Raw genomic sequence first — 24,561 nt, forward strand, 5'->3', positions numbered from 1 at the left:
AAGCCGGATCAATGGCTTCGCTTTCTATGGTGTCACTGATCAAGCAGCTGCTTTTTAGAACGGGATATCGTCATCAAAGCTGTCGAAATCCGGAGCTGGCTGCGGCGCTGCCTGCTGTTGTGGCGCCGGACGCGACTGTTGCGGTGCTGCCGACTGCTGCGGACGCGGAGCCTGTTGGCGTGGGGCCGGGGCGGACTGCTGGTAGTTATTGCCCCCGCCTTGTTGGTCGCCCTGTTGTGGACGGCCACCCAGCAGTTGCATGGTGCCTTGCATGTCGACCACGATTTCAGTGGTGTAACGCTTGATACCGTCTTTTTCCCACTCGCGGGTCTGCAGCTTGCCTTCGATGTAGACCTGCGAACCTTTACGCAGGTACTCGCCGGCGATCTCGGCAACTTTGCCGAACATCGACACACGGTGCCATTCGGTCTTCTCGACTTTCTGACCGGTTTGCTTGTCGGTCCACTGTTCGCTGGTCGCCAGACTCAGGTTGGTCACGGCGTTACCGTTAGGCAAGTAGCGAACTTCGGGATCCTGGCCGCAAGTGCCGACCAATATGACTTTGTTAACCCCACGGGCCATAACGTTCTCCTAGGCTACGCACGCTGCCCCGGCCGGGTTGTTCACCAGGCGTTCAAGGGTGGTGCGATCCAATAGTTCTGTGTCCAATTTGATGTAAATCGCCGCTTCATCTTCGACGATCACTGCATCTGTTACCCCTACGACGGCCTTCAGGCGCTCGACCAGACCCGCTTCGCGGATCGCCTCGGGCGACAACGGCAAGCGCAGGCTCGTCACGTAGGGAGGTTCGCGCATGGTAACAGCAAAGGCCAGCCAGAGGGCAGCCAGACCGGCGCATCCAAGGAACACAACCGACAGACCGCCATGCTGGAACAGCCAGCCCCCGAGGATGCCGCCCAGTGCCGAACCGAGGAACTGACTGGTGGAATAAACCCCCATCGCCGTGCCCTTGCCGCCTGCCGGTGAAACCTTGCTGATCAGCGATGGCAAGGACGCTTCCAGCAAGTTGAACGCGGTAAAGAACACCACCGTCCCGATCACCAGAGCTCGCAAGCTATCGCCGAACTGCCAGAAGAATAGCTCAGTGAGCATCAGCGTCGCGACGGCGCCGAGTAAAACTCGTTTCATTTTGCGTTTCTTCTCGCCGTAGATAATGAACGGGATCATGGCGAAGAAGGAAATCAGCAACGCGGTGAGGTAGACCCACCAGTGCTGCTCTTTGGGCAGCCCGGCTTTTTCGACCAGCGCCAAAGGCAACGCAACGAAGCTCGACATCAACATTGCGTGCAACACAAAAATGCCCAGGTCCAGACGCAGCAGGTCCGGGTGTTTGAGCGTCGGTATCAACGCCTTGCGCGCAACACCGGACTCGCGGTGCTGCAACGGCCCGGTCGAGCGCGGCACCATGAACATCACGATCACGATGCCGAACAGCGCCATGCCGCCCGTGGCGAGGAACAATCCGGACAGGCCAAAGGCGCGGGTCAGCAACGGTCCTACAACCATCGCGACAGCAAACGACAGACCGATCGTCATGCCGATCATGGCCATGGCTTTGGTCCGATGCTGTTCACGGGTCAGGTCTGACAGCAACGCCATCACCGCCGCAGAAATCGCCCCGGCGCCTTGCAGGATTCGTCCGGCGATCACGCCCCAGATCGAATCGGCATTGGCCGCCAGCACGCTACCGAGGGCAAAGACGATCAGCCCCAGGTAAATCACGGGACGACGGCCGATGCGGTCGGAAATGAAGCCGAAAGGAATCTGGAAGATCGCCTGGGTCAGGCCGTAAGCGCCAATCGCCAGCCCGATGAGGGCCGGGGTCGCTCCTGCCAGATCCATCCCATAGGTCGCCAGTACCGGCAACACCATGAACATGCCAAGCATACGGAAGGCGAATACCAGGGCCAGACCGCTTGCTGCGCGGGTCTCACTGCCACTCATGCGTTCGCTGTGGGGATCGTGCATGGAAAAACCTCATGTGAACCGGCGGCGATTCTACCAGTCCCATCGATTGACGGGGTATATCGCGACGCTTTGACGCGCTCTGCTGACAGAGTCTTCATGTAAGGCTGCAACCCGCTCATTTGATAGTGTGCATCCATCCAGTATTTGGCCGTATACTCCTACGTTTTCGACGCCCGCCGAGCGAGGCCACTTTGGACAAGATCCTGATTCGTGGGGCCCGAACCCACAACCTGAAGAACATCGACCTGACCCTGCCACGGGACAAACTGATCGTCATCACCGGCCTGTCCGGCTCCGGCAAATCGTCCCTGGCCTTCGACACGCTGTACGCCGAAGGCCAGCGCCGCTACGTCGAATCGCTGTCGGCCTACGCCCGGCAATTTTTGTCGATGATGGAAAAGCCTGACGTCGACACCATCGAAGGTTTGTCGCCAGCCATTTCCATCGAGCAGAAATCGACCTCGCACAACCCGCGCTCGACGGTCGGCACCATCACCGAAATCTACGATTACCTGCGCCTGCTTTACGCTCGCGTGGGTATTCCGCGTTGCCCGGATCACGACATTCCGCTGGAAGCGCAGACCGTCAGCCAAATGGTCGACCTAGTACTCGCCCAACCGGAGGGCAGCAAGCTTATGCTGTTAGCGCCGGTGATCCGCGAGCGTAAAGGCGAACACCTTTCGGTTTTCGAAGAACTGCGCGCCCAAGGTTTTGTGCGAGCCAGGGTCAACGGCAGGCTCTGCGAACTCGACGAGTTGCCGAAGCTGGATAAACAGAAGAAGCACACGATTGATGTGGTAGTCGACCGCTTCAAGGTGCGCGCCGACCTGCAACAGCGTTTGGCCGAATCGTTCGAGACCGCTTTGAAGCTCGCGGACGGCATCGCCCTGGTCGCGCCGATGGACGACGAGCCCGGCGAAGAGATCATCTTCTCCGCGCGCTTCGCCTGCCCGATTTGCGGCCACGCCATCAGCGAGCTGGAACCCAAGCTGTTCTCCTTCAACAACCCGGCCGGCGCTTGCCCGACGTGTGATGGCCTGGGTGTTAAGCAGTTCTTCGACATCAAGCGGTTGGTCAATGGCGAACTGACGCTCGCGGAAGGCGCGATTCGCGGCTGGGACCGGCGCAACGTCTATTACTTCCAGATGCTCGGGTCGTTGGCTTCGCACTACAAGTTCAGCCTGGAAGTGCCATTCAACGAACTATCGGCCGATCAGCAGAAGTTCATCCTGCACGGCAGCGGTTCGCAGAACGTCGACTTCAAATACCTGAACGACCGTGGCGACATCGTCAAACGTTCGCACCCGTTCGAAGGCATCGTGCCGAATCTGGACCGACGCTACCGTGAAACCGAGTCCGCCTCGGTGCGTGAAGAGCTGGCCAAGTTCCTCAGCACCCAGCCTTGTCCGGATTGCCGTGGTACTCGCCTGCGTCGTGAAGCCCGGCATGTGTGGGTGGGCGAGAAGACGCTGCCGGCAGTGACCAATCTGCCGATTGGCGATGCCTGTGAGTATTTCGGCGTACTGAAACTTACTGGCCGTCGCGGTGAAATTGCCGACAAGATTCTCAAGGAAATTCGCGAACGCCTGCAATTCCTGGTCAATGTTGGCCTGGACTATTTGTCGCTGGATCGCAGTGCGGACACGCTGTCCGGTGGTGAAGCGCAGCGTATCCGTCTGGCCAGCCAGATTGGTGCCGGCCTGGTTGGCGTTCTGTACATTCTCGACGAGCCGTCGATTGGTTTGCACCAGCGGGACAACGATCGGCTGCTCGGTACGCTCAAGCACTTACGGGATATCGGCAACACGGTGATCGTGGTCGAGCACGACGAAGATGCGATTCGCCTGGCTGACTACGTGGTGGATATCGGCCCGGGTGCGGGTGTACACGGCGGCCATATTGTCGCCGAAGGTACGCCGGCCGAAGTCATGGCTCATCCAGATTCGTTGACCGGAAAGTACTTGTCGGGCCGGGTGAAAATTGCAGTCCCAGCCAAACGCACGCCGCGTAACAAGAAGTTGTCGCTGTCCCTCAAGGGCGCCCGTGGCAACAACTTGCGCGATGTCGACCTGGACATTCCGATCGGCCTGCTGACCTGCGTGACCGGTGTGTCCGGCTCGGGCAAGTCGACGCTGATCAACAACACCTTGTTCCCGCTTAGCGCTACGGCATTGAACGGTGCGACGACGCTTGAAGCGGCCGCTCACGACAGCATCAAAGGTCTGGAGCATCTGGATAAGGTTGTCGACATCGACCAGAGCCCGATCGGCCGAACGCCGCGCTCCAACCCGGCGACCTACACCGGGTTGTTCACACCGATTCGCGAACTGTTCGCCGGTGTGCCGGAGTCCCGCTCCCGCGGTTATGGTCCTGGACGCTTCTCCTTCAACGTGAAGGGCGGACGTTGCGAAGCGTGTCAGGGCGATGGCTTGATCAAAGTGGAAATGCACTTCCTGCCGGACATCTATGTCCCGTGCGACGTCTGCAAGAGCAAGCGCTACAACCGCGAAACCCTGGAGATCAAGTACAAGGGCAAGAGCATCCACGAAACCCTCGAGATGACGATCGAGGAAGCGCGGGTGTTCTTCGACGCTGTTCCGGCCCTGGCGCGCAAGCTTCAGACGCTGATGGATGTCGGCCTGTCGTACATCAAGCTCGGGCAATCAGCGACCACGCTGTCGGGTGGTGAAGCCCAGCGGGTGAAGCTGTCCCGTGAACTGTCCAAACGCGATACCGGCAAGACGCTGTACATCCTCGATGAGCCGACGACCGGCCTGCACTTCGCGGATATTCAGCAGCTGCTCGACGTATTGCATCGATTGCGCGACCACGGCAACACCGTGGTGGTGATCGAACACAATCTGGACGTGATCAAGACCGCGGACTGGTTAGTGGACCTGGGGCCGGAAGGTGGTTCCAAGGGTGGCCAGATCATTGCCGTCGGTACGCCGGAAGAAGTCTCGGAGATGAAGCAATCTCACACGGGCTTCTACCTCAAGCCGCTACTGGCTCGCGACAAAGCCTGAATCAAGCCCACGAAAAAGCCCCTGTCACTTCATCGGTGACAGGGGCTTTTTTGTAGCCAGCGGAATCAGAACTGCGATTGCAGGTAATTCTCCAGACCGATCAACTTGATCAGACCCAACTGCTTCTCGAGCCAGTAGGTGTGATCCTCTTCAGTGTCGTTCAGCTGAATACGCAGCATCTCGCGGCTGACGTAGTCCTTGTGCAGCTCGCAGAGCTCGATGCCCTTGCAGAGTGCGGCGCGGACTTTGTATTCCAGACGCAGGTCCGCGGCAAGCATGTCAGGCACGGTGGTGCCGACATCCAGGTCGTCCGGACGCATACGTGGCGTGCCTTCGAGCATCAGAATCCGGCGCATCAGGGCGTCAGCGTGCTGCGCCTCTTCCTCCATCTCGTGGTTGATACGCTCATAGAGCTCGGTGAAACCCCAGTCCTCGTACATCCGCGAATGGATGAAATATTGATCACGCGCGGCCAGCTCGCCGGTCAGCAACGTGTTGAGGTAATCGATTACGTCTGGGTGGCCTTGCATCGCCCTACATCTCCCTGCCTGAAAGTCTGTAGTTTGAACCAAGCCGGCTGCTTGGTCACTTCGTTTGCGCGATAAAAGCGAAGAAATTCTGAGAAATGCAGCTTAAATAACGCAAAAACCGCCCAAATAAGGGCGGTTCTGCTTCTCGTTTAGACTTCGTTAAGCTGTACGCCCAATGCCGTTGCGATTGCTTCTCCGTACGCCGGGTCAGCCCTGAAGAAGTGCTGGAGTTGACGATCAACCACGTCACCGGAAACTCCCGCCATGGCGCCGGCAATGTTGTTGACCAGCAGGGCTTTCTGCTCATCATTCATCAGGCGGAACAGTGCACCCGCGTGGCTGTAGTAGTCAGTATCTTCGCGATGATCGTAACGATCAGCTGCACCACCCAGCGTCAGCGCTGGCTCTGCATAGCGACGCGCTTGTTTTGGCGATTCGATATAGCTGTTCGGCTCATAGTTAGGAGTCGCACCGCCGTTGCTGCCAAACGCCATCGAACCGTCGCGCTGATAGCTGTTCACCGGGCTGCGAGGTGCGTTCACCGGCAATTGCTGGTGGTTCGTGCCAATACGGTAGCGGTGAGCGTCGGCGTAAGCGAACACTCGCCCCTGCAACATGCGGTCAGGCGACAAACCGACACCCGGGACCATGTTGCTCGGACCGAACGCCGCTTGCTCGACTTCAGCAAAGTAGTTCTGTGGATTGCGGTTAAGTTCCAGTTCACCCACTTCGATCAGCGGAAACTCTTTCTGCGACCAGGTCTTGGTCACGTCAAATGGGTTCTCGTAGTGCGCCGCGGCCTGTGCCTCCGTCATGATCTGGATGCACACGCGCCATTTCGGGAAATCACCGCGCTCGATCGCGCCGAACAGATCACGCTGTGCGTAATCCGGATCAGTACCGGCCAGGCGTGCCGCTTCTGCCGGCGCCAGGTTTTTGATCCCTTGCTTGGTCTTGTAGTGCCACTTCACCCAGTGACGCTCGCCACTGGCGTTGATCAGGCTGTAGGTGTGACTGCCGAAGCCGTGCATATGGCGGTAGCCATCAGGAATGCCGCGATCCGAGAACAGAATGGTGACCTGGTGCAACGCCTCAGGTGAATGTGACCAGAAGTCCCACATCATTTGTGCGCTTTTCAGGTTGCTTTGCGGCAGACGTTTTTGGGTGTGAATAAAGTCCGGGAATTTGAGCGGATCGCGGATGAAGAACACTGGCGTGTTGTTGCCGACGATGTCCCAGTTACCTTCTTCGGTGTAGAACTTCAGGGCAAAGCCACGTGGATCGCGCTCGGTGTCGGCCGAACCACGCTCACCGCCAACGGTGGAAAACCGCAGGAACGTTGGGGTTTGTTTACCAACAGATTCAAACAGTTTGGCGCTGGTGTACTCGGTGATGTCCCGAGTTACGGTGAACGTACCGTAAGCACCCGACCCTTTGGCGTGTACGCGGCGCTCAGGGATGTTTTCACGGTTGAAGTGGGCAAGCTTCTCGATCAGGTGAAAGTCGTCGAGCAGCAACGGGCCACGAGGGCCGGCGGAACGGGAATTCTGGTTATCAGCGACAGGAGCGCCACTGGCGGTGGTAAGTGTTTTATTTTGGCTCATGCGATGTCTTCCTCTGTCAGTCTTTCCTACTGCCGGCTAATCGGCTGAGAGGGAGTATTGACCATCAACATGACACCATCAAATTCATTAAATTGTGAGAATCGATAGATAAATACTAATGAAGCTGTATCGCCTAAGCCACTCGATACTTTTCGAGCGTGCACAAAAAACCGGGCACTAGGCCCGGTTCTTCGTTTCAGACTGACGTCTTACTCAGCGGATACAGCTTCACCACCGGCAGGACGATCAACCAACTCGACGTACGCCATAGGCGCGTTGTCGCCAGTGCGGAAACCGCACTTGAGGATGCGCAGGTAGCCACCCTCACGGGTAGCGTAACGCTTGCCCAGGTCGTTGAAGAGCTTACCAACGATAGCTTTCGAACGAGTACGGTCGAAAGCGAGACGGCGGTTAGCCAGGCTGTCTGTCTTGGCCAAAGTGATCAGCGGCTCAGCAACGCGACGCAGTTCTTTAGCTTTCGGCAGTGTAGTTTTGATCAGCTCGTGCTCGAACAGCGACACTGCCATGTTTTGAAACATGGCCTTGCGGTGCGAGCTAGTGCGGCTCAGGTGACGACCACTTTTACGATGACGCATGGTTCATTCCTTACCAAACACAACGTTCGGTGATTACGACGATCAGGCAGTCGCCTTGTCGTCCTTCTTAAGACTTGCAGGCGGCCAGTTGTCGAGGCGCATGCCGAGGGACAGACCGCGGGAGGCCAGAACGTCCTTGATTTCAGTCAAGGATTTCTTGCCAAGGTTCGGAGTCTTCAACAGCTCTACTTCGGTACGCTGAATCAGGTCACCGATGTAGTAGATGTTTTCCGCCTTAAGGCAGTTAGCCGAACGTACAGTCAGTTCCAGATCGTCAACCGGGCGAAGCAGGATCGGATCGATCTCGTCTTCCTGCTCAACAACCACTGGCTCACTGTCACCTTTGAGGTCGACGAACGCAGCCAACTGCTGTTGCAGAATGGTTGCAGCGCGGCGAATAGCCTCTTCAGGATCCAGAGTACCGTTGGTTTCCAGATCAATAACCAGCTTGTCCAGGTTAGTACGCTGTTCGACACGGGCGTTTTCCACCACGTATGCGATACGGCGAACCGGGCTGAACGAAGAGTCAAGCTGCAAGCGACCGATGCTGCGGCTTTCGTCTTCATCGCTCTGACGCGAGTCTGCCGGTTCATAACCACGACCACGAGCTACGGTGAGCTTCATGTTCAGGGCGCCGTTAGACGCCAGGTTAGCGATTACGTGATCGGGGTTAACGATCTCGACATCATGATCCAGCTGAATATCGGCAGCGGTAACCACCCCCGAACCCTTCTTCGACAAGGTCAGCGTAACTTCGTCACGGCCGTGCAGCTTGATAGCCAGACCTTTAAGGTTCAACAGGATTTCAATTACGTCTTCCTGTACACCTTCGATGGCGCTGTACTCATGGAGCACACCGTCAATCTCGGCCTCGACTACTGCGCAGCCGGGCATTGAGGACAACAGGATGCGGCGCAGCGCGTTGCCCAGGGTGTGGCCAAAACCACGCTCGAGAGGCTCGAGAGTGATCTTGGCGCGGGTTGGACTGACAACCTGCACATCAATATGGCGGGGTGTCAGGAACTCATTTACCGAAATCTGCATGGATGCACCTATTTTCTAGCCCTTACTTGGAGTAGAGCTCGACAATCAGGCTTTCGTTGATGTCGGCGGACAGATCACTGCGAGCAGGAACGTTCTTGAAAACGCCCGACTTCTTCTCAGTGTCTACTTCTACCCATTCTACGCGGCCACGTTGGGCACACAGATCGAGAGCTTGGACAATGCGAAGTTGGTTCTTTGCTTTCTCGCGAATCGCGACCACGTCACCAGCACGAACCTGGTACGACGGCACGTTTACGGTCTGACCGTTAACGCTTACGGATTTGTGCGATACCAGCTGACGGGATTCGGCACGAGTAGAGCCAAAACCCATACGGTATACAACGTTGTCCAGACGGCATTCGAGCAGTTGCAACAGGTTTTCGCCAGTTGCACCTTTCTTGCCAGCAGCTTCTTTGTAGTAGCCGCTGAATTGACGCTCGAGAACGCCGTAGATACGACGGACCTTCTGCTTTTCACGCAGCTGGGTGCCGTAATCGGACTGGCGACCGCGGCGTTGGCCGTGGATACCAGGTGCTGCTTCAATGTTGCACTTCGATTCGATCGCGCGCACGCCGCTCTTCAAGAAGAGATCGGTGCCTTCGCGACGAGCGAGTTTGCATTTTGGACCAATGTAACGAGCCATTCTTTACAATCTCCTGGATTACACGCGGCGCTTCTTCGGCGGACGGCACCCGTTGTGCGGGATTGGCGTCACGTCGGTGATGCTGGCGATCTTGTAGCCACAGCCGTTCAAAGCGCGGACTGCAGATTCACGACCTGGACCTGGACCTTTGACGTTAACGTCGAGGTTTTTCAGGCCATATTCCAGCGCAGCTTGACCAGCACGTTCAGCAGCTACTTGAGCAGCAAACGGCGTGGACTTGCGGGAACCGCGGAAACCCGAACCACCGGAGGTAGCCCAGGAAAGAGCGTTGCCTTGACGGTCGGTGATGGTCACGATTGTGTTGTTAAAAGATGCATGGATGTGGGCGATGCCATCAACCACTGTCTTTTTAACTTTTTTACGAGGACGAGCAGCAGGTTTAGCCATGATTAATTTCCTGTCGATTCGCTGGGGCGATTACTTGCGGATCGGCTTACGCGGACCTTTACGGGTACGCGCGTTAGTCTTGGTACGCTGACCGCGCACTGGAAGACCACGACGATGACGCAGACCGCGATAGCAACCGAGGTCCATCAAACGCTTGATTTTCATGTTGATTTCGCGACGCAGGTCACCTTCAGTGGTGAACTTCGCCACTTCGCCACGCAGCTGTTCAATCTGCTCGTCGCTCAGATCCTTGATCTTTGCGGCTGGGTTTACCCCAGTCACTGCACAGATCTTCTGTGCAGTAGTGCGACCAACACCATAGATGTAGGTCAGCGAGATAACAGTATGCTTGTTATCTGGAATGTTAACGCCTGCAATACGGGCCATTCAGTGGGACTCCAATTGACAGCTACCTACGCCCCGGAAGCCAAGAAATAGGGCGCGAGATAATATCGCTGTAATAACAAATAATCAACCCGGCAGCGCACTAGCTGCCGGGCTTGAAGCACAATCACACTCAGCCTTGGCGCTGTTTGTGACGCGGTTCCGCGCTGCAAATTACTCGAACAACACCTTCGCGGCGAATAATCTTGCAGTTACGGCACAGCTTTTTCACCGATGCACGAACTTTCATCACCAACTCCTCGAACCTTATGGGTACTCAGCGCAACATGCCGCTGCCGTAACCCTTCAGGTTGGCTTTCTTCATCAGGGATTCGTACTGGTGCGAAACGAGGTGCGATTGTACTTGGGACATGAAGTCCATCACAACCACGACGACGATCAGCAACGAGGTCCCGCCAAGGTAGAACGGTACGTTTGCTGCAACCACCAGGAACTGGGGCAGCAAGCACACGGCCGTCATGTAAAGAGCACCGAACATGGTCAAGCGAGTCAGAACGCCATCAATGTAGCGCGCAGACTGCTCACCTGGACGGATGCCCGGAATAAAGGCACCGGACTTCTTCAGGTTTTCCGCTACGTCTTTCGGATTGAACATCAACGCCGTATAGAAGAAGCAGAAGAAAATAATCCCTGCACTAAACAGCAGAATATTCAACGGCTGACCAGGAGCGATCGACTGCGAGATGTCCTGCAACCAGCCCATACCTTCAGACTGGCCGAACCAGGCACCCAACGAAGCCGGGAACAGCAAAATGCTGCTCGCGAAAATGGCCGGAATAACACCGGCCATGTTCACCTTCAGCGGCAAGTGGCTAGTCTGCGCAGCGAAGACCTTGCGGCCCTGCTGACGCTTGGCGTAGTGAACAGCAATACGACGCTGACCACGCTCAATGAACACCACAAAACCGATAATCGCTACTGCCAGCAAACCGATGGCAACCAGGGCGAAGATGTTGATATCACCCTGACGTGCAGACTCGAAAGACTGCCCGATCGCTCTCGGAAGACCGGCGACGATACCCGAAAAAATCAACATCGAGATACCGTTGCCAACACCACGCTCAGTAATCTGCTCACCCAGCCACATCATGAACATCGCACCAGCCACAAAAGTGGATACCGCGACGAAATGGAAGCCAAAGTCACCAGTGAACGCAACGCCTTGCCCTGCCAGACCAATGGACATGCCAATTGCCTGAACGAGAGCGAGAACGACAGTGCCGTAGCGGGTGTACTGGCTGATCTTGCGACGGCCAGCTTCACCTTCCTTCTTCAACTGCTCCAGCTGCGGGCTGACGGCGGTCATCAGCTGCATGATGATCGATGCCGAAATGTACGGCATGATCCCCAGTGCAAAGATGCTCATCCGCTCCAGCGCGCCGCCGGAAAACATGTTGAACAAGCTAAGAATGGTCCCCTCATTCTGTCGAAACAGGTCCGCGAGTCGGTCCGGGTTGATACCTGGAACCGGGATGTGTGCGCCTATTCGGTAGACGATAATCGCCAGGAACAGAAAACGCAGACGAGCCCAGAGTTCAGACATACCGCCTTTGCCGAGCGCAGAGAGAGCACCTTGCTTAGCCATTTATTCCTCGAACTTGCCGCCAGCTGCTTCGATAGCCGCACGCGCACCTTTGGTGGCGCCGATTCCCTTTCCGATGGTAACAGCGCGAGTAACTTCGCCGGACAGCATGATTTTCACACGCTGTACGTTGACGTTGATCACGTTGGCATCTTTCAGGGATTGCACGGTGACGATGTCGCCTTCCACTTTAGCCAGCTCGGACAGACGCACTTCTGCGCGGTCCATGGCTTTCAGGGAAACGAAACCGAACTTTGGCAGGCGACGATGCAGCGGCTGTTGACCGCCTTCAAAGCCTGGAGCAATGGTGCCACCGGAGCGGGAGGACTGACCTTTGTGGCCACGGCCACCGGTCTTGCCCAAACCACTACCGATACCACGGCCCGGACGATGCTTTTCGCGACGGGAACCCGGCGCTGGACTCAGATCATTGAGTTTCATCGATTAACCCTCGACACGCAGCATGTAGTAAGCCTTGTTGATCATCCCGCGATTCTCGGGAGTATCAAGTACTTCTACAGTGTGACCGATGCGACGCAGACCCAGACCCTTAACGCACAGTTTGTGGTTAGGGATACGGCCGGTCATGCTTTTGATCAGCGTAACTTTAACGGTAGCCATGATCAGAAGATCTCCTTGACGCTTTTGCCACGCTTGGCGGCAATGGATTCAGGAGACTGCATAGCTTTCAAACCTTTGAAAGTGGCGTGAACCACGTTTACCGGGTTAGTCGAGCCGTAGCACTTGGCCAGAACGTTCTGAACGCCAGCAACTTCGAGGACAGCACGCATAGCGCCGCCAGCGATGATACCGGTACCTTCAGAAGCAGGCTGCATGTACACCTTCGAAGCGCCGTGACCGGACTTCATTGCGTACTGCAGAGTGGTGCCGTTCAGATCAACTTGGATCATGTTGCGGCGAGCAGCTTCCATTGCCTTCTGGATCGCAGCAGGCACTTCACGTGACTTGCCACGGCCGAAGCCAACACGCCCTTTACCATCACCAACCACGGTCAACGCGGTGAAAGTGAAGATACGGCCGCCTTTTACGGTTTTGGCTACGCGGTTAACTTGAACCAGCTTCTCAATGTAGCCTTCGTCGCGCTTTTGGTCGTTATTTGACATAACTTAGAACTCCAGCCCAGCTTCACGAGCAGCATCAGCCAGCGCCTTGACGCGGCCGTGGTACTTGAAGCCAGAGCGGTCGAAAGCCACCTGCGAGACGCCAGCGGCTTTAGCACGCGTAGCGACCAGCTGGCCAACCTTAGTGGCCGCGTCGATGTTGCCAGTGGCGCCATCACGCAGTTCTTTATCCAAAGTCGAGGCAGATGCCAGAACTTTGTTGCCGTCGGCCGAAATGACCTGGGCGTAGATGTGCTGCGACGAGCGGAACACGCAGAGACGCACGACTTCGAGTTCGTGCATTTTCAGGCGTGCTTTGCGAGCGCGACGCAGTCGAGTAACTTTTTTGTCGGTCATTTGCTATGCCCTACTTCTTCTTGGCTTCTTTACGACGGACGACTTCGTCCGCGTAGCGCACACCTTTGCCTTTGTACGGCTCTGGTGGACGGAAGTCGCGGATCTCGGCGGCCACTTGACCTACCAGCTGCTTATCGATACCCCGAATCAGGATGTCGGTTTGGCTAGGAGTCTCAGCGGTGATGCCTTCCGGCAGTTCATAATCCACTGGGTGCGAGAAGCCAAGAGCCAGGTTCAGCACTGTGCCTTTTGCTTGCGCTTTATAACCAACACCGACCAGCTGGAGCTTACGCTCGAAGCCTTGGCTTACGCCTTGGACCATGTTGTTTACCAACGCACGAGTGGTACCAGCCATTGCGCGAGTTTGTTGATCGCCATTGCGAGCAGCGAAACGCAGCTCACCAGCTTCTTCAACGATCTCAACAGACGAATGGATGTTCAGTTCGAGAGTGCCCTTGGCACCCTTCACCGAAAGCTGTTGGCCTGCGAATTTTACTTCGACACCGACTGGCAGCTTAACGGGGTTCTTAGCGACGCGTGACATGCTTATCCCCCCTTAGAACACAGTGCAAAGAACTTCGCCGCCGACACCGGCAGCGCGCGCAGCACGATCCGTCATCACACCTTTGTTGGTGGAGACGATAGACACACCGAGACCGCCACGAACTTTGGGCAGATCATCGACGGACTTGTACTGACGCAGGCCTGGACGGCTAACGCGCTTCACTTCCTCGATGACCGGACGGCCTTCGAAGTACTTCAGCTCGATGGACAGCAGTGGTTTGATTTCGCTGCTGATCTGATAACCCGCAATGTAACCTTCGTCCTTCAGGACTTTGGCAACAGCTACCTTCAAAGTAGAAGATGGCATGCTTACGACGGACTTTTCAGCCATCTGGGCATTACGGATTCGAGTTAGCATGTCCGCTAACGGGTCCTGCATACTCATGGGCTAGACGCTCCTAATACAAAAAAATTAGCCTTGCGGCTACTACTTGTCGCCGAGCTCATCCATGCAAAAAAAGCACGGGCTCAGGCGAGCCGGGTATTCTAGACACACCCCACAAATGAATCAAGCCCCAAAAGGGGCTTGATTCAAGTTCAAGGTCACCGGTGGTCAGGATCTCGCGATCCCAAACACCGAAACTTTGACAGTGCTTACCAGCTGGCTTTAACCAGACCAGGTACGTCACCACGCATTGCAGCTTCACGCAGTTTGTTACGGCCGAGGCCGAACTTGCGGTAAACGCCGTGTGGACGACCGGTCAGGCGGCAGCGGTTACGCATGCGCGAAGCGCTTGCGTCACGTGGCTGCTTCTGCAGAGCTACTGTAGCTTCCCAACGCGCTTCTGGACTTGCGTTCAGATCAACGATGATAGCTTTCAGTGCTGCACGCTTTTTGGCGTACTTGGCAACCGTGAGCTGACGCTTCAGCTCGCGGTTTTTCATGCTCATCTTGGCCATTTTCCTACTCCAATCAGTTGCGGAACGGGAATTTGAAAGCACGCAGCAGCGCGCGACCTTCATCATCGTTCTTGGCAGTGGTGGTCAGGGTAATGTCCAGACCGCGGAGAGCATCGATCTTGTCGTAGTCGATTTCCGGGAAGATGATCTGCTCTTTAACGCCCATGCTGTAGTTACCACGACCATCGAAGGACTTGGCATTCAGGCCGCGGAAGTCGCGAACCCGAGGCAGGGAGATCGACAGCAGACGATCCAGGAACTCGTACATACGCTCACGGCGCAGGGTCACTTTGACGCCGATCGGCCAACCTTCACGGACTTTAAAGCCTGCGATGGATTTCCGAGCGTAGGTCACAACGACTTTCTGGCCGGTGATCTTTTCCAGGTCGGCAACAGCGTGCTCGATGACTTTTTTGTCACCGACCGCTTCGCCCAGACCCATGTTCAGGGTGATTTTTGTAACGCGTGGAACTTCCATCACGTTCGAAAGCTTAAGTTCTTCCTTAAGCTTCGGTGCGATTTCCTTCCAGTAAATCTCTTTTAGTCGTGCCATGGTCTTCTACCTAGCAGTGTTCAAGCATCAACCGCTTTTTGGGTCGACTTGAAGACACGAATTTTCTTGCCGTCTTCTACTTTGAAACCAACGCGGTCAGCCTTGTTGGTTTCGCCGTTGAAAATGGCGACGTTAGAAGCGTCCAGTGGAGCTTCTTTTTCGACGATACCGCCTTGTACGCCCGACGCCGGGTTAGGCTTGGTATGACGCTTAACCAGGTTCAGACCACCAATAACCAGACGGTTATTAGCGAGAACCTTAAGCACCTTACCGCGCTTACCTTTGTCTTTGCCGGCGATCACGATGATCTCGTCGTCACGACGAATCTTTTGCATGTCGGATCTCCTTACAGCACTTCTGGGGCGAGCGAGACGATCTTCATGAACTTCTCAGTACGAAGTTCACGGGTCACTGGCCCAAAGATACGGGTGCCGATCGGCTCTTGCTTGTTGTTCAGAAGAACAGCAGCGTTGCCATCAAAGCGGATAATGGAGCCATCAGCACGACGTACGCCGTGACGAGTGCGGACTACAACAGCAGTCATCACTTGGCCTTTTTTCACTTTACCGCGAGGAATTGCTTCCTTCACGGTAACTTTGATGATGTCACCGATACCAGCGTAACGACGATGGGAGCCACCCAGCACCTTGATGCACATAACGCGGCGAGCGCCGCTGTTATCGGCCACATCGAGCATGGATTGAGTCTGAATCATATAATTTCTCCGACCCCTAGTCCTTAGACTTCCACAGCGCGTTCGAGAACATCAACCAGCGCCCAAGACTTGGTCTTGGCCAAAGGACGAGTTTCACGAATAGTGACTTTGTCGCCGATGTGGCACTGATTGGTTTCGTCGTGCGCGTGCAGCTTAGTCGAACGCTTAACGTATTTACCGTAGATCGGGTGCTTAACGCGACGCTCGATCAGAACGGTGATGGTCTTGTCCATTTTGTCGCTGACAACACGGCCAGTCAGCGTACGGACGGTTTTTTCGGCTTCAGCCATGATTACTTACCTGCCTGCTGTTTGAGCACAGTCTTCACGCGAGCGATGTCACGCTTAACTTGCCGGAGCAGGTGAGACTGCCCCAACTGGCCAGTTGCTTTCTGCATCCGCAGATTGAACTGGTCGCGCAGCAGGCCGAGCAGTTGCTCGTTAAGCTGCGGCGCGTCTTTTTCACGAAGTTCGTTCGCTTTCATCACATCACCGTCCGTTTAACGAAGGCAGTGGCGAGCGGCAGCTTTGCAGCAGCCAAGGCAAAAGCCTCACGCGCCAGCTCTTCAGTAACACCCTCGATTTCATACAGGACTTTGCCTGGCTGAATCTGGGCAACCCAGTACTCCACACTACCCTTACCTTTACCCATCCGAACTTCGAGTGGCTTTTTGGAAATAGGCTTGTCCGGGAATACACGGATCCAGATCTTGCCGCCACGTTTAACGTGACGGGTCAGAGCACGACGCGCTGACTCGATCTGACGAGCGGTGAGACGACCACGAGCTACAGACTTCAGCGCGAACTCGCCGAAGCTGACTTTGCTACCGCGCTGTGCCAGACCACGGTTGTGGCCTGTCATCTGCTTGCGGAACTTCGTACGCTTTGGTTGCAACATTTGGCGTACCCCTTACTTAGCAGCTTTTTTACGAGGCGCTGGTGCTTGTGGTTTCAGTTCTTCTTGGCGACCACCAATTACTTCGCCTTTGAAGATCCAAACCTTTACACCGATCACACCGTAAGTGGTGTGAGCTTCGTAGTTGGCATAGTCGATGTCGGCACGCAGGGTGTGCAGTGGCACACGACCTTCGCGATACCATTCAGTACGTGCGATTTCAGCACCGCCGAGACGACCGCTCACTTGGATTTTGATGCCTTTGGCACCAATGCGCATGGCGTTCTGTACAGCGCGCTTCATAGCGCGACGGAACATTACGCGACGCTCCAGCTGCTGAGCTACGCTCTGCGCAACCAACATACCGTCGAGCTCCGGCTTGCGGATTTCTTCGATATTGATGTGCACAGGCACACCCATTTGTTTGGTCAGGTCCTGACGCAGTTTCTCAACATCTTCACCTTTCTTCCCGATAACGATACCTGGACGAGCGGTGTGGATGGTGATACGTGCAGTCTGAGCCGGACGATGGATATCGATACGGCTTACGGACGCGCTTTTTAGTTTGTCTTGGAGATACTCACGCACCTTCAGATCAGCGAACAAATAGTCCGCATAAGTCCGACCGTCTGCGTACCAGACGGAGGTGTGCTCCTTGACGATTCCCAGGCGAATGCCAATGGGATGTACTTTCTGACCCATCTCTTCGACTCCGTTACTTGTCAGCAACCTTGACAGTGATATGGCAAGACCGCTTGACGATGCGATCAGCACGGCCTTTGGCACGCGGCATGATTCGCTTCAGCGAACGCCCTTCGTTGACGAAAACGGTGCTGACTTTAAGGTCATCAACGTCTGCGCCTTCGTTATGCTCGGCGTTGGCTACGGCCGACTCCAGCACTTTCTTCATGATCTCGGCGGCTTTCTTACTGCTGAAAGCCAACAGGTTGAGCGCTTCGCCCACCTTCTTCCCGCGGATCTGGTCGGCGACCAAGCGGGCTTTCTGGGCGGAGATTCGAGCGCCCGACAACTTAGCGGCTACTTCCATCGTTCCTTACCCCTTAACGCTTGGCTTTCTTGTCTGCCACGTGCCCACGATATGTGCGGGTACCGGCAAACTCGCCCAGTTTGTGGCCGACCATGTCTTCGTTCACGAGAACTGGAACATGTTGACGACCGTTATGCACTGCAATGGTCAAACCGACCATTTGTGGCAGGATCATCGAACGACGCGACCAGGTTTTAACTGGTTTGCGATCGTTCTTTTCCGCCGCCACTTCGATCTTCTTCAGTAGGTGAAGATCAATAAAAGGACCTTTTTTCAGAGAACGTGGCACTGTCGTATCCCTCTATTTACTTGCGACGACGGACGATCATTTTGTCGGTACGCTTATTACCACGAGTCTTCGCGCCCTTAGTCGGGAAGCCCCATGGCGATACCGGATGACGACCACCAGAGGTACGACCTTCACCACCACCATGTGGGTGGTCAACCGGGTTCATGGCAACACCACGAACGGTTGGGCGAACGCCACGCCAGCGTTTGGCACCAGCTTTACCCAGCGAACGCAGGCTGTGCTCGGAGTTCGAGACTTCACCCAGGGTCGCGCGGCATTCAGCCAGCACTTTACGCATCTCACCAGAACGCAGACGCAGGGTCACGTAGACACCTTCACGAGCGATCAGCTGAGCCGAAGCACCAGCGGAACGAGCGATTTGCGCGCCTTTACCTGGCTTCAATTCGATGCCGTGTACGGTGCTACCAACTGGAATGTTACGCAGTTGCAGAGCGTTGCCCGGCTTGATCGGCGCCAGAGCACCTGCGATCAGCTGGTCGCCAGCACTCACGCCTTTAGGGGCGATGATGTAGCGACGCTCGCCATCTGCGTACAGCAGCAGAGCGATGTGAGCAGTACGGTTTGGATCGTATTCAATACGCTCGACAGTGGCAGAGATGCCATCTTTGTCGTTGCGACGGAAATCGACCAGACGATAATGCTGCTTATGGCCACCACCGATGTGACGAGTGGTAATACGACCATTGTTGTTACGACCACCAGTCTTCGATTTTTTCTCGAGCAGCGGTGCGTGAGGAGCGCCTTTATGCAGCTCCTGGTTGACCACCTTGACCACAAAACGGCGGCCAGGGGAAGTCGGTTTGCATTTAACGATTGCCATGATGCACCCCTTCCTTACTCAGCACTGCTGCTGAAATCGAGATCTTGGCCTGGCTGAAGGGAGATAACTGCCTTCTTCCAGTCATTACGCTTGCCCAGACCGCGAGCAGTGCGCTTGCTCTTACCCAGAACATTCAGGGTAGTAACACGCTCTACTTTCACGCTGAACAGGCTTTCGACGGCCTTCTTGATTTCCAGCTTGGTTGCATCAGTTGCAACCTTGAAAACGAACTGGCCTTTCTTGTCAGCCAGAACCGTAGCCTTCTCGGAAACGTGCGGGCCAAGCAGAACTTTAAATACGCGTTCCTGGTTCATCCCAGCAGCTCCTCGAATTTCTTCACGGCCGACACGGTGATCAACACCTTGTCGTATGCGATCAGACTAACTGGATCGGAACCTTGCACGTCACGTACATCAACGTGTGGCAGGTTACGAGCAGCCAGGTACAGGTTCTGATCAACCACTTCAGACACGATCAAGACGTCAGTCAGGCCCATGCCGGTCAGTTTGTTCAGCAGATCTTTGGTCTTCGGTGCATCAACAGCGAAGTCCTGAACCACAACCAGACGATCAGTACGCACCAGCTCAGCAAGGATGGAACGCATTGCTGCGCGATACATCTTCTTGTTCAGCTTCTGGGTGTGATCCTGAGGACGAGCTGCGAAAGTGGTACCGCCGCCACGCCAGATTGGGCTACGGATAGTACCGGCACGAGCACGGCCAGTACCTTTCTGACGCCATGGGCGCTTACCGCCACCACGAACGTCGGAACGGGTCTTTTGCTGCTTGCTACCTTGACGGCCGCCGGCCATGTAGGCCACGACTGCTTGGTGAACCAGCGTCTCGTTGAATTCGCCGCCAAATGTCAGTTCGGAAACTTCGATCGCTTGAGCGTCATTTACATTTAATTGCATGTCAGCTTCCCCTTAACCGCGAGCCTTGGCTGCTGGACGTACAACCAAGTTGCCGCCAGTAGCGCCAGGAACAGCACCCTTGACCAACAACAGATTGCGTTCAGCGTCCACGCGCACTACTTCGAGGGACTGCACGGTCACGCGCTCAGCGCCCATATGACCGGACATTTTTTTGCCCTTGAATACACGACCAGGAGTCTGGCACTGGCCGATAGAGCCTGGAACGCGGTGGGATACGGAGTTACCGTGGGTATTATCTTGCCCGCGGAAATTCCAACGCTTGATCGTACCCTGGAAGCCTTTACCTTTGGACTGACCGGTTACATCAACCAGTTGACCAGCAGCGAAGATTTCAGCGTTGATCAGATCGCCGGCCTGGTACTCGCCTTCTTCAAGACGGAATTCCATTACGGTACGACCAGCGGCAACGTTCGCTTTAGCGAAGTGGCCAGCTTGAGCAGCTGTAACACGCGAAGCACGACGCTCGCCTACAGTGACTTGCACTGCACGATAGCCATCGGTCTCTTCAGTTTTGAACTGGGTGACGCGATTCGGTTCGATCTCAATGACCGTGACCGGAATGGAGACACCTTCTTCGGTGAAAATACGGGTCATACCGCATTTACGACCGACTACACCAATAGTCATGTTGTAAACCTCATGAGTGTACGGGGCTTTCACCCGCTATGGCCGCCCATTTCAGAGCGTTACACGACTAAGACCGAGTCTTAGCCGAGGCTGATCTGCACTTCCACACCGGCCGCAAGATCAAGCTTCATAAGAGCATCAACGGTTTTATCCGTTGGCTGGACGATGTCCAGAACGCGCTTATGAGTACGGATCTCATACTGGTCACGCGCGTCTTTGTTGACGTGCGGGGAGACCAGAACGGTGAACCGCTCTTTACGGGTAGGCAGTGGAATTGGACCACGCACTTGAGCACCAGTACGTTTCGCGGTTTCCACGATTTCCTGGGTGGATTGGTCGATCAGGCGATGGTCAAAAGCCTTCAACCTGATACGGATTTGCTGATTTTGCATTGGATTTCAGACTCCGGCTGCTATTCCCAGCGAGCGCAATACGCCCGTTAAAAGGAGGCGCAATTCTATAGACGGGCTACTACAGTGTCAACCCAATAAAAAAGCCCCCGCTAGGCGGGGGCTTTTTCAAGTCATCACTTATTAAGCGATGATTTTGGCTACGACGCCAGCGCCGACGGTACGACCGCCTTCACGAATAGCGAAACGCAGACCATCTTCCATTGCGATGGTTTTGATCAGGGTGACAACCATTTTGATGTTGTCGCCTGGCATTACCATTTCAACGCCTTCCGGCAGTTCGCAGTTACCGGTCACGTCAGTGGTCCGGAAGTAGAACTGTGGACGGTAGCCTTTGAAGAACGGAGTGTGGCGACCGCCTTCTTCTTTGCTCAACACGTACACTTCAGCTTCGAAGGTAGTGTGCGGCTTAACCGAACCTGGCTTGACCAGAACCTGGCCACGCTCAACGTCGTCACGCTTGGTGCCGCGCAGCAGCACGCCGCAGTTCTCGCCAGCACGACCTTCGTCGAGCAGCTTACGGAACATTTCAACACCGGTGCAGGTGGTGACGGTAGTGTCACGCAGACCAACGATTTCCAGTGGATCCTGAACCTTGACGATACCGCGCTCGATACGGCCAGTTACAACAGTACCGCGACCGGAGATCGAGAATACGTCTTCGATTGGCATCAGGAACGGCTTGTCGATAACACGAACTGGATCCGGGATGTAGCTATCCAGAGTTTCTACCAGGCGCTTAACAGCGGTGGTACCCATTTCGTTGTCGTCTTGGCCGTTCAGAGCCATCAGAGCCGAACCGATGATGATCGGAGTGTCGTCACCTGGGAAGTCGTAAGTGCTCAGCAGATCGCGCACTTCCATCTCAACCAGTTCCAGCAGCTCAGCGTCGTCAACCATGTCAGCCTTGTTCAGGAAGACAACGATGTACGGAACGCCAACCTGACGGGACAGCAGGATGTGCTCACGGGTTTGTGGCATCGGACCATCAGCGGCCGAGCAAACCAGGATAGCGCCGTCCATTTGAGCAGCACCGGTGATCATGTTCTTCACATAGTCAGCGTGACCTGGGCAGTCAACGTGAGCGTAGTGACGGATCAGCGAGTTGTATTCAACGTGTGCGGTGTTGATGGTGATACCACGAGCCTTTTCTTCCGGAGCGCTGTCGATTTTGTCGAAAGCAACAACGGCCGAACCGAAAATTTCGGAGCAGACGCGAGTCAGAGCAGCGGTCAGCGTGGTTTTACCGTGGTCGACGTGACCGATGGTGCCAACGTTGACGTGCGGGAGGGTACGGTCAAATTTTTCTTTAGCCACGACAATTAACTCCTAGCCTAAAGGGGCTGAATCAGCCTTGTTTTTTGGTAACAGTTTCGACGATATGCGACGGAGCTGTATTGTATTTTTTGAATTCCATAGAGTAGCTTGCGCGACCTTGGGACATGGAACGAACGTCGGTTGCGTAACCGAACATCTCACCCAACGGAACCTCGGCGCGAATTACTTTGCCGGAAACCGTGTCTTCCATACCCAGGATCATGCCGCGACGACGGTTAAGGTCGCCCATCACGTCACCCATATAGTCTTCAGGTGTAACAACCTCTACCGCCATGATCGGCTCAAGCAACTCACCACCGCCCTTCTGGGCCAGTTGCTTGGTCGCCATGGAAGCAGCCACCTTAAACGCCATCTCGTTGGAGTCGACGTCGTGGTAGGAACCATCAAACACGGTAGCCTTCAGGCCGATCAGCGGATAGCCGGCAACAACGCCGTTCTTCATCTGCTCTTCGATACCCTTCTGGATAGCCGGGATGTATTCCTTAGGAACCACACCACCCACTACTTCGTTCAGGAATTGCAGACCTTCCTGACCTTCGTCAGCAGGAGCAAAACGAATCCAGCAATGACCGAACTGGCCACGACCGCCGGATTGGCGAACGAACTTGCCTTCAATTTCGCAGCTCTTCGTGATGCGCTCACGGTACGAAACTTGAGGCTTACCGATGTTGGCTTCGACGTTGAACTCACGGCGCATCCGGTCAACCAGGATGTCCAGGTGCAACTCGCCCATGCCGGAGATGATCGTTTGACCAGTCTCTTCATCAGTCTTGACGCGGAAAGACGGGTCTTCCTGAGCAAGTTTGCCCAGAGCGATACCCATTTTTTCCTGGTCGTCCTTGGTCTTAGGCTCTACGGCAACCGAAATAACCGGCTCCGGGAAGTCCATGCGAACCAGGATAATTGGCTTGTCAGCGTTGCACAAAGTTTCACCAGTGGTGACGTCCTTCATGCCGATCAAGGCCGCGATGTCACCAGCGCGAACTTCCTTGATTTCTTCGCGGGCGTTTGCGTGCATTTGCACCATACGACCCACGCGCTCTTTCTTGCCTTTAACCGAGTTGATCACGCCGTCGCCGGAGGCCAACACGCCCGAGTAAACTCGAACAAAGGTCAAGGTACCCACGAATGGGTCGGTAGCGATCTTGAACGCCAGAGCCGAGAACGGCTCGCTGTCGTCTGCGTGACGCTCCATTTCCTGGGTCTCATCATCCGGGTCAGTACCCTTGATGGCAGGAATGTCGCTTGGAGCAGGCAGGTAGTCGATAACGGCGTCGAGAACCAGGGGAACACCCTTGTTCTTGAAGGAAGAACCGCAAACAGCCAGAACGATCTCGCCAGCGATAGTACGCTGACGCAGAGCCGCCTTGATTTCCTCGTTGGTGAGCTCTTCACCTTCGAGGTACTTGTTCATCAGCTCTTCGCTGGCTTCAGCCGCAGCTTCAACCATGTTGCCGCGCCACTCGTCAGCCAACTCCTGCAACTCAGCAGGAATAGGCTTGCGAACTGGAACCATGCCTTTGTCAGCGTCATTCCAGTAAACAGCTTCCATGGCCATCAGATCGATCTGACCCTGGAAGTTGTCTTCGGAACCGATGGCCAACTGGATTGGCACCGGGGTGTGACCCAGACGCTGCTTGATCTGACCGATCACGCGCAGGAAGTTTGCACCAGCACGGTCCATCTTGTTTACGTAAACAAGACGTGGAACGCCGTATTTGTTGGCTTGACGCCATACGGTTTCCGACTGAGGCTCAACGCCCGAGGTGCCGCAGAACACAACGACCGCGCCATCGAGTACACGCAGGGAACGTTCAACTTCAATAGTGAAGTCAACGTGGCCCGGGGTATCAATAACGTTGAAGCGGTATTGGTCCTTGTGCTGCTTCTCGGAACCCTGCCAGAAGGCGGTAATAGCAGCAGAAGTAATGGTAATACCACGCTCCTGCTCCTGCACCATCCAGTCTGTGGTCGCGGCGCCGTCATGCACCTCGCCCATTTTGTGACTTTTGCCAGTGTAAAAAAGGACGCGCTCGGTGGTGGTGGTTTTACCAGCATCCACGTGAGCAACGATACCAATGTTACGGTAGCGATTAATCGGTGTTGTACGAGCCATAAAGCCCTCGCAAAATTAGTGACGCTA

The 24,561-nt window shown here is 55.5% G+C and carries 35 protein-coding genes; 1 reads left to right on the forward strand and 34 read right to left on the reverse strand.

Features of this window, described 5'->3' with window-relative positions:
• Positions 1 to 54: 54 nt before the first annotated feature.
• Together FQ187_RS16880 and FQ187_RS16885 are read right to left on the reverse strand one after the other, a co-directional pair.
• Positions 55 to 582 carry a single-stranded DNA-binding protein gene (locus FQ187_RS16880; RefSeq protein ID WP_056743429.1) on the reverse strand — a complete coding sequence of 176 codons (528 nt, stop codon included), beginning with the start codon at positions 580 to 582 and terminating at the stop codon, positions 55 to 57.
• A gap of 9 nt (positions 583 to 591) precedes the next feature.
• The gene (locus tag FQ187_RS16885) at positions 592 to 1,989 is read right to left on the reverse strand and encodes an MFS transporter (RefSeq protein WP_149630374.1); all 1,398 of its coding nucleotides are present in this window, start codon (positions 1,987 to 1,989) and stop codon (positions 592 to 594) included.
• Between the two features lie 191 nt (positions 1,990 to 2,180).
• On the opposite strand from FQ187_RS16885, the gene uvrA reads away from it, so the two are divergent.
• Positions 2,181 to 5,015, forward strand: coding sequence for an excinuclease ABC subunit UvrA (uvrA, locus tag FQ187_RS16890; protein WP_149630375.1), 2,835 nt, complete (start codon positions 2,181 to 2,183; stop codon positions 5,013 to 5,015).
• Between the two features lie 65 nt (positions 5,016 to 5,080).
• Here the strand turns inward: uvrA and bfr are convergent, their stop codons facing one another.
• The 32 genes from bfr to fusA all read right to left on the reverse strand — a co-directional run bounded on the left by bfr (position 5,081) and on the right by fusA (position 24,534).
• Positions 5,081 to 5,545, reverse strand: coding sequence for a bacterioferritin (gene bfr, locus FQ187_RS16895; RefSeq protein ID WP_123365585.1), 465 nt, complete (start codon positions 5,543 to 5,545; stop codon positions 5,081 to 5,083).
• 149 nt (positions 5,546 to 5,694) lie between these two features.
• The gene (locus tag FQ187_RS16900; RefSeq protein WP_149630376.1) at positions 5,695 to 7,149 is read right to left on the reverse strand and encodes a catalase; all 1,455 of its coding nucleotides are present in this window, start codon (positions 7,147 to 7,149) and stop codon (positions 5,695 to 5,697) included.
• A 209-nt stretch (positions 7,150 to 7,358) separates the two neighbouring features.
• A complete protein-coding gene (gene rplQ / locus FQ187_RS16905) occupies positions 7,359 to 7,745 on the reverse strand; it encodes a 50S ribosomal protein L17 (RefSeq protein WP_008145500.1) in 387 nt (128 codons plus the stop codon).
• Positions 7,746 to 7,787: 42 nt separating this feature from the next.
• Positions 7,788 to 8,789 carry a DNA-directed RNA polymerase subunit alpha gene (rpoA, locus tag FQ187_RS16910; RefSeq protein ID WP_003186012.1) on the reverse strand — a complete coding sequence of 334 codons (1,002 nt, stop codon included), beginning with the start codon at positions 8,787 to 8,789 and terminating at the stop codon, positions 7,788 to 7,790.
• Positions 8,790 to 8,811: 22 nt separating this feature from the next.
• Positions 8,812 to 9,432 carry a 30S ribosomal protein S4 gene (rpsD, locus tag FQ187_RS16915; RefSeq protein ID WP_003210056.1) on the reverse strand — a complete coding sequence of 207 codons (621 nt, stop codon included), beginning with the start codon at positions 9,430 to 9,432 and terminating at the stop codon, positions 8,812 to 8,814.
• Between the two features lie 18 nt (positions 9,433 to 9,450).
• Positions 9,451 to 9,840 (reverse strand): 30S ribosomal protein S11, encoded by a 390-nt coding sequence (rpsK, locus tag FQ187_RS16920; protein ID WP_002555466.1) that lies wholly within the window; start codon positions 9,838 to 9,840, stop codon positions 9,451 to 9,453.
• Positions 9,841 to 9,870: 30 nt separating this feature from the next.
• Positions 9,871 to 10,227, reverse strand: coding sequence for a 30S ribosomal protein S13 (gene rpsM / locus FQ187_RS16925; RefSeq protein WP_003186020.1), 357 nt, complete (start codon positions 10,225 to 10,227; stop codon positions 9,871 to 9,873).
• Between the two features lie 130 nt (positions 10,228 to 10,357).
• Complete coding sequence (gene rpmJ / locus FQ187_RS16930) at positions 10,358 to 10,474, reverse strand: 50S ribosomal protein L36 (protein WP_002555468.1); 117 nt, start codon at positions 10,472 to 10,474, stop codon at positions 10,358 to 10,360.
• 27 nt (positions 10,475 to 10,501) lie between these two features.
• Positions 10,502 to 11,830 carry a preprotein translocase subunit SecY gene (gene secY, locus FQ187_RS16935; protein ID WP_003228718.1) on the reverse strand — a complete coding sequence of 443 codons (1,329 nt, stop codon included), beginning with the start codon at positions 11,828 to 11,830 and terminating at the stop codon, positions 10,502 to 10,504.
• Positions 11,831 to 12,268, reverse strand: coding sequence for a 50S ribosomal protein L15 (gene rplO, locus FQ187_RS16940; RefSeq protein ID WP_007896782.1), 438 nt, complete (start codon positions 12,266 to 12,268; stop codon positions 11,831 to 11,833).
• 3 nt (positions 12,269 to 12,271) lie between these two features.
• On the reverse strand, positions 12,272 to 12,448 hold the full coding sequence (gene rpmD, locus FQ187_RS16945) for a 50S ribosomal protein L30 (protein WP_003186033.1): 177 nt from the start codon (positions 12,446 to 12,448) through the stop codon (positions 12,272 to 12,274).
• 2 nt (positions 12,449 to 12,450) lie between these two features.
• Entirely contained in the window at positions 12,451 to 12,951 is a 501-nt protein-coding gene (rpsE, locus tag FQ187_RS16950) for a 30S ribosomal protein S5 (RefSeq protein WP_007943782.1), read from the reverse strand.
• A 3-nt stretch (positions 12,952 to 12,954) separates the two neighbouring features.
• Positions 12,955 to 13,305 (reverse strand): 50S ribosomal protein L18, encoded by a 351-nt coding sequence (gene rplR / locus FQ187_RS16955; RefSeq protein WP_003186037.1) that lies wholly within the window; start codon positions 13,303 to 13,305, stop codon positions 12,955 to 12,957.
• A gap of 10 nt (positions 13,306 to 13,315) precedes the next feature.
• Positions 13,316 to 13,849 carry a 50S ribosomal protein L6 gene (rplF, locus tag FQ187_RS16960; RefSeq protein WP_149630377.1) on the reverse strand — a complete coding sequence of 178 codons (534 nt, stop codon included), beginning with the start codon at positions 13,847 to 13,849 and terminating at the stop codon, positions 13,316 to 13,318.
• Positions 13,850 to 13,861: 12 nt separating this feature from the next.
• Positions 13,862 to 14,254 (reverse strand): 30S ribosomal protein S8, encoded by a 393-nt coding sequence (rpsH, locus tag FQ187_RS16965; RefSeq protein ID WP_003186040.1) that lies wholly within the window; start codon positions 14,252 to 14,254, stop codon positions 13,862 to 13,864.
• A gap of 209 nt (positions 14,255 to 14,463) precedes the next feature.
• Positions 14,464 to 14,769 (reverse strand): 30S ribosomal protein S14, encoded by a 306-nt coding sequence (gene rpsN, locus FQ187_RS16970; protein ID WP_003176414.1) that lies wholly within the window; start codon positions 14,767 to 14,769, stop codon positions 14,464 to 14,466.
• Positions 14,770 to 14,782: 13 nt separating this feature from the next.
• Positions 14,783 to 15,322 carry a 50S ribosomal protein L5 gene (rplE, locus tag FQ187_RS16975; RefSeq protein ID WP_003176415.1) on the reverse strand — a complete coding sequence of 180 codons (540 nt, stop codon included), beginning with the start codon at positions 15,320 to 15,322 and terminating at the stop codon, positions 14,783 to 14,785.
• Between the two features lie 20 nt (positions 15,323 to 15,342).
• Entirely contained in the window at positions 15,343 to 15,657 is a 315-nt protein-coding gene (rplX, locus tag FQ187_RS16980; RefSeq protein ID WP_008145498.1) for a 50S ribosomal protein L24, read from the reverse strand.
• Between the two features lie 11 nt (positions 15,658 to 15,668).
• Positions 15,669 to 16,037, reverse strand: a complete 369-nt coding sequence (gene rplN / locus FQ187_RS16985; protein ID WP_002555479.1) for a 50S ribosomal protein L14 — start codon at positions 16,035 to 16,037, stop codon at positions 15,669 to 15,671.
• A 23-nt stretch (positions 16,038 to 16,060) separates the two neighbouring features.
• A complete protein-coding gene (gene rpsQ / locus FQ187_RS16990) occupies positions 16,061 to 16,327 on the reverse strand; it encodes a 30S ribosomal protein S17 (protein ID WP_003176419.1) in 267 nt (88 codons plus the stop codon).
• A 2-nt stretch (positions 16,328 to 16,329) separates the two neighbouring features.
• Complete coding sequence (gene rpmC, locus FQ187_RS16995; protein WP_008030901.1) at positions 16,330 to 16,521, reverse strand: 50S ribosomal protein L29; 192 nt, start codon at positions 16,519 to 16,521, stop codon at positions 16,330 to 16,332.
• Positions 16,521 to 16,934, reverse strand: coding sequence for a 50S ribosomal protein L16 (gene rplP / locus FQ187_RS17000; RefSeq protein WP_008145497.1), 414 nt, complete (start codon positions 16,932 to 16,934; stop codon positions 16,521 to 16,523). Before rplP ends, rpmC begins: the two co-directional genes overlap by 1 nt.
• Before the next feature lie 12 nt (positions 16,935 to 16,946).
• A complete protein-coding gene (rpsC, locus tag FQ187_RS17005) occupies positions 16,947 to 17,633 on the reverse strand; it encodes a 30S ribosomal protein S3 (protein ID WP_003176422.1) in 687 nt (228 codons plus the stop codon).
• Positions 17,634 to 17,646: 13 nt separating this feature from the next.
• The gene (gene rplV / locus FQ187_RS17010; RefSeq protein ID WP_003103908.1) at positions 17,647 to 17,979 is read right to left on the reverse strand and encodes a 50S ribosomal protein L22; all 333 of its coding nucleotides are present in this window, start codon (positions 17,977 to 17,979) and stop codon (positions 17,647 to 17,649) included.
• Positions 17,980 to 17,992: 13 nt separating this feature from the next.
• Positions 17,993 to 18,268, reverse strand: coding sequence for a 30S ribosomal protein S19 (gene rpsS / locus FQ187_RS17015; RefSeq protein ID WP_002555486.1), 276 nt, complete (start codon positions 18,266 to 18,268; stop codon positions 17,993 to 17,995).
• Between the two features lie 16 nt (positions 18,269 to 18,284).
• On the reverse strand, positions 18,285 to 19,109 hold the full coding sequence (gene rplB / locus FQ187_RS17020; protein WP_003176423.1) for a 50S ribosomal protein L2: 825 nt from the start codon (positions 19,107 to 19,109) through the stop codon (positions 18,285 to 18,287).
• 14 nt (positions 19,110 to 19,123) lie between these two features.
• Positions 19,124 to 19,423, reverse strand: a complete 300-nt coding sequence (gene rplW, locus FQ187_RS17025; protein WP_002555488.1) for a 50S ribosomal protein L23 — start codon at positions 19,421 to 19,423, stop codon at positions 19,124 to 19,126.
• Positions 19,420 to 20,022 (reverse strand): 50S ribosomal protein L4, encoded by a 603-nt coding sequence (rplD, locus tag FQ187_RS17030; protein WP_007896707.1) that lies wholly within the window; start codon positions 20,020 to 20,022, stop codon positions 19,420 to 19,422. Before rplD ends, rplW begins: the two co-directional genes overlap by 4 nt.
• A gap of 12 nt (positions 20,023 to 20,034) precedes the next feature.
• Positions 20,035 to 20,670, reverse strand: coding sequence for a 50S ribosomal protein L3 (rplC, locus tag FQ187_RS17035; RefSeq protein ID WP_003186059.1), 636 nt, complete (start codon positions 20,668 to 20,670; stop codon positions 20,035 to 20,037).
• Between the two features lie 80 nt (positions 20,671 to 20,750).
• Entirely contained in the window at positions 20,751 to 21,062 is a 312-nt protein-coding gene (rpsJ, locus tag FQ187_RS17040; protein WP_003186070.1) for a 30S ribosomal protein S10, read from the reverse strand.
• A gap of 141 nt (positions 21,063 to 21,203) precedes the next feature.
• On the reverse strand, positions 21,204 to 22,397 hold the full coding sequence (tuf, locus tag FQ187_RS17045; RefSeq protein ID WP_046047317.1) for an elongation factor Tu: 1,194 nt from the start codon (positions 22,395 to 22,397) through the stop codon (positions 21,204 to 21,206).
• Positions 22,398 to 22,428: 31 nt separating this feature from the next.
• Complete coding sequence (gene fusA / locus FQ187_RS17050; protein WP_056743438.1) at positions 22,429 to 24,534, reverse strand: elongation factor G; 2,106 nt, start codon at positions 24,532 to 24,534, stop codon at positions 22,429 to 22,431.
• Between the last annotated feature and the right edge of the window lie 27 nt (positions 24,535 to 24,561).

The sequence above is a fragment of the Pseudomonas sp. ANT_J28 genome (assembly GCF_008370005.1).
GTDB classification, from domain to species: Bacteria; Pseudomonadota; Gammaproteobacteria; order Pseudomonadales; family Pseudomonadaceae; genus Aquipseudomonas; species Aquipseudomonas frigoris.

What these genes read in the sequence shown, in the direction of transcription:
- FQ187_RS16880 (WP_056743429.1), bottom strand. Translation starts at nt 582, where the DNA reads ATGGCCCGTGGGGTTAACAAAGTCATATTGGTCGGCACTTGCGGCCAG.
- FQ187_RS16885 (WP_149630374.1), bottom strand. Translation starts at nt 1,989, where the DNA reads ATGCACGATCCCCACAGCGAACGCATGAGTGGCAGTGAGACCCGCGCA.
- bfr (WP_123365585.1), bottom strand. Translation starts at nt 5,545, where the DNA reads ATGCAAGGCCACCCAGACGTAATCGATTACCTCAACACGTTGCTGACC.
- FQ187_RS16900 (WP_149630376.1), bottom strand. Translation starts at nt 7,149, where the DNA reads ATGAGCCAAAATAAAACACTTACCACCGCCAGTGGCGCTCCTGTCGCT.
- rplQ (WP_008145500.1), bottom strand. Translation starts at nt 7,745, where the DNA reads ATGCGTCATCGTAAAAGTGGTCGTCACCTGAGCCGCACTAGCTCGCAC.
- rpoA (WP_003186012.1), bottom strand. Translation starts at nt 8,789, where the DNA reads ATGCAGATTTCGGTAAATGAGTTCCTGACACCCCGCCATATTGATGTG.
- rpsD (WP_003210056.1), bottom strand. Translation starts at nt 9,432, where the DNA reads ATGGCTCGTTACATTGGTCCAAAATGCAAACTCGCTCGTCGCGAAGGC.
- rpsK (WP_002555466.1), bottom strand. Translation starts at nt 9,840, where the DNA reads ATGGCTAAACCTGCTGCTCGTCCTCGTAAAAAAGTTAAAAAGACAGTG.
- rpsM (WP_003186020.1), bottom strand. Translation starts at nt 10,227, where the DNA reads ATGGCCCGTATTGCAGGCGTTAACATTCCAGATAACAAGCATACTGTT.
- rpmJ (WP_002555468.1), bottom strand. Translation starts at nt 10,474, where the DNA reads ATGAAAGTTCGTGCATCGGTGAAAAAGCTGTGCCGTAACTGCAAGATT.
- secY (WP_003228718.1), bottom strand. Translation starts at nt 11,830, where the DNA reads ATGGCTAAGCAAGGTGCTCTCTCTGCGCTCGGCAAAGGCGGTATGTCT.
- rplO (WP_007896782.1), bottom strand. Translation starts at nt 12,268, where the DNA reads ATGAAACTCAATGATCTGAGTCCAGCGCCGGGTTCCCGTCGCGAAAAG.
- rpmD (WP_003186033.1), bottom strand. Translation starts at nt 12,448, where the DNA reads ATGGCTACCGTTAAAGTTACGCTGATCAAAAGCATGACCGGCCGTATC.
- rpsE (WP_007943782.1), bottom strand. Translation starts at nt 12,951, where the DNA reads ATGTCAAATAACGACCAAAAGCGCGACGAAGGCTACATTGAGAAGCTG.
- rplR (WP_003186037.1), bottom strand. Translation starts at nt 13,305, where the DNA reads ATGACCGACAAAAAAGTTACTCGACTGCGTCGCGCTCGCAAAGCACGC.
- rplF (WP_149630377.1), bottom strand. Translation starts at nt 13,849, where the DNA reads ATGTCACGCGTCGCTAAGAACCCCGTTAAGCTGCCAGTCGGTGTCGAA.
- rpsH (WP_003186040.1), bottom strand. Translation starts at nt 14,254, where the DNA reads ATGAGTATGCAGGACCCGTTAGCGGACATGCTAACTCGAATCCGTAAT.
- rpsN (WP_003176414.1), bottom strand. Translation starts at nt 14,769, where the DNA reads ATGGCCAAGATGAGCATGAAAAACCGCGAGCTGAAGCGTCAGCTCACG.
- rplE (WP_003176415.1), bottom strand. Translation starts at nt 15,322, where the DNA reads ATGGCACGACTAAAAGAGATTTACTGGAAGGAAATCGCACCGAAGCTT.
- rplX (WP_008145498.1), bottom strand. Translation starts at nt 15,657, where the DNA reads ATGCAAAAGATTCGTCGTGACGACGAGATCATCGTGATCGCCGGCAAA.
- rplN (WP_002555479.1), bottom strand. Translation starts at nt 16,037, where the DNA reads ATGATTCAGACTCAATCCATGCTCGATGTGGCCGATAACAGCGGCGCT.
- rpsQ (WP_003176419.1), bottom strand. Translation starts at nt 16,327, where the DNA reads ATGGCTGAAGCCGAAAAAACCGTCCGTACGCTGACTGGCCGTGTTGTC.
- rpmC (WP_008030901.1), bottom strand. Translation starts at nt 16,521, where the DNA reads ATGAAAGCGAACGAACTTCGTGAAAAAGACGCGCCGCAGCTTAACGAG.
- rplP (WP_008145497.1), bottom strand. Translation starts at nt 16,934, where the DNA reads ATGTTGCAACCAAAGCGTACGAAGTTCCGCAAGCAGATGACAGGCCAC.
- rpsC (WP_003176422.1), bottom strand. Translation starts at nt 17,633, where the DNA reads ATGGGTCAGAAAGTACATCCCATTGGCATTCGCCTGGGAATCGTCAAG.
- rplV (WP_003103908.1), bottom strand. Translation starts at nt 17,979, where the DNA reads ATGGAAGTAGCCGCTAAGTTGTCGGGCGCTCGAATCTCCGCCCAGAAA.
- rplB (WP_003176423.1), bottom strand. Translation starts at nt 19,109, where the DNA reads ATGGCAATCGTTAAATGCAAACCGACTTCCCCTGGCCGCCGTTTTGTG.
- rplW (WP_002555488.1), bottom strand. Translation starts at nt 19,423, where the DNA reads ATGAACCAGGAACGCGTATTTAAAGTTCTGCTTGGCCCGCACGTTTCC.
- rplD (WP_007896707.1), bottom strand. Translation starts at nt 20,022, where the DNA reads ATGCAATTAAATGTAAATGACGCTCAAGCGATCGAAGTTTCCGAACTG.
- rplC (WP_003186059.1), bottom strand. Translation starts at nt 20,670, where the DNA reads ATGACTATTGGTGTAGTCGGTCGTAAATGCGGTATGACCCGTATTTTC.
- rpsJ (WP_003186070.1), bottom strand. Translation starts at nt 21,062, where the DNA reads ATGCAAAATCAGCAAATCCGTATCAGGTTGAAGGCTTTTGACCATCGC.
- fusA (WP_056743438.1), bottom strand. Translation starts at nt 24,534, where the DNA reads ATGGCTCGTACAACACCGATTAATCGCTACCGTAACATTGGTATCGTT.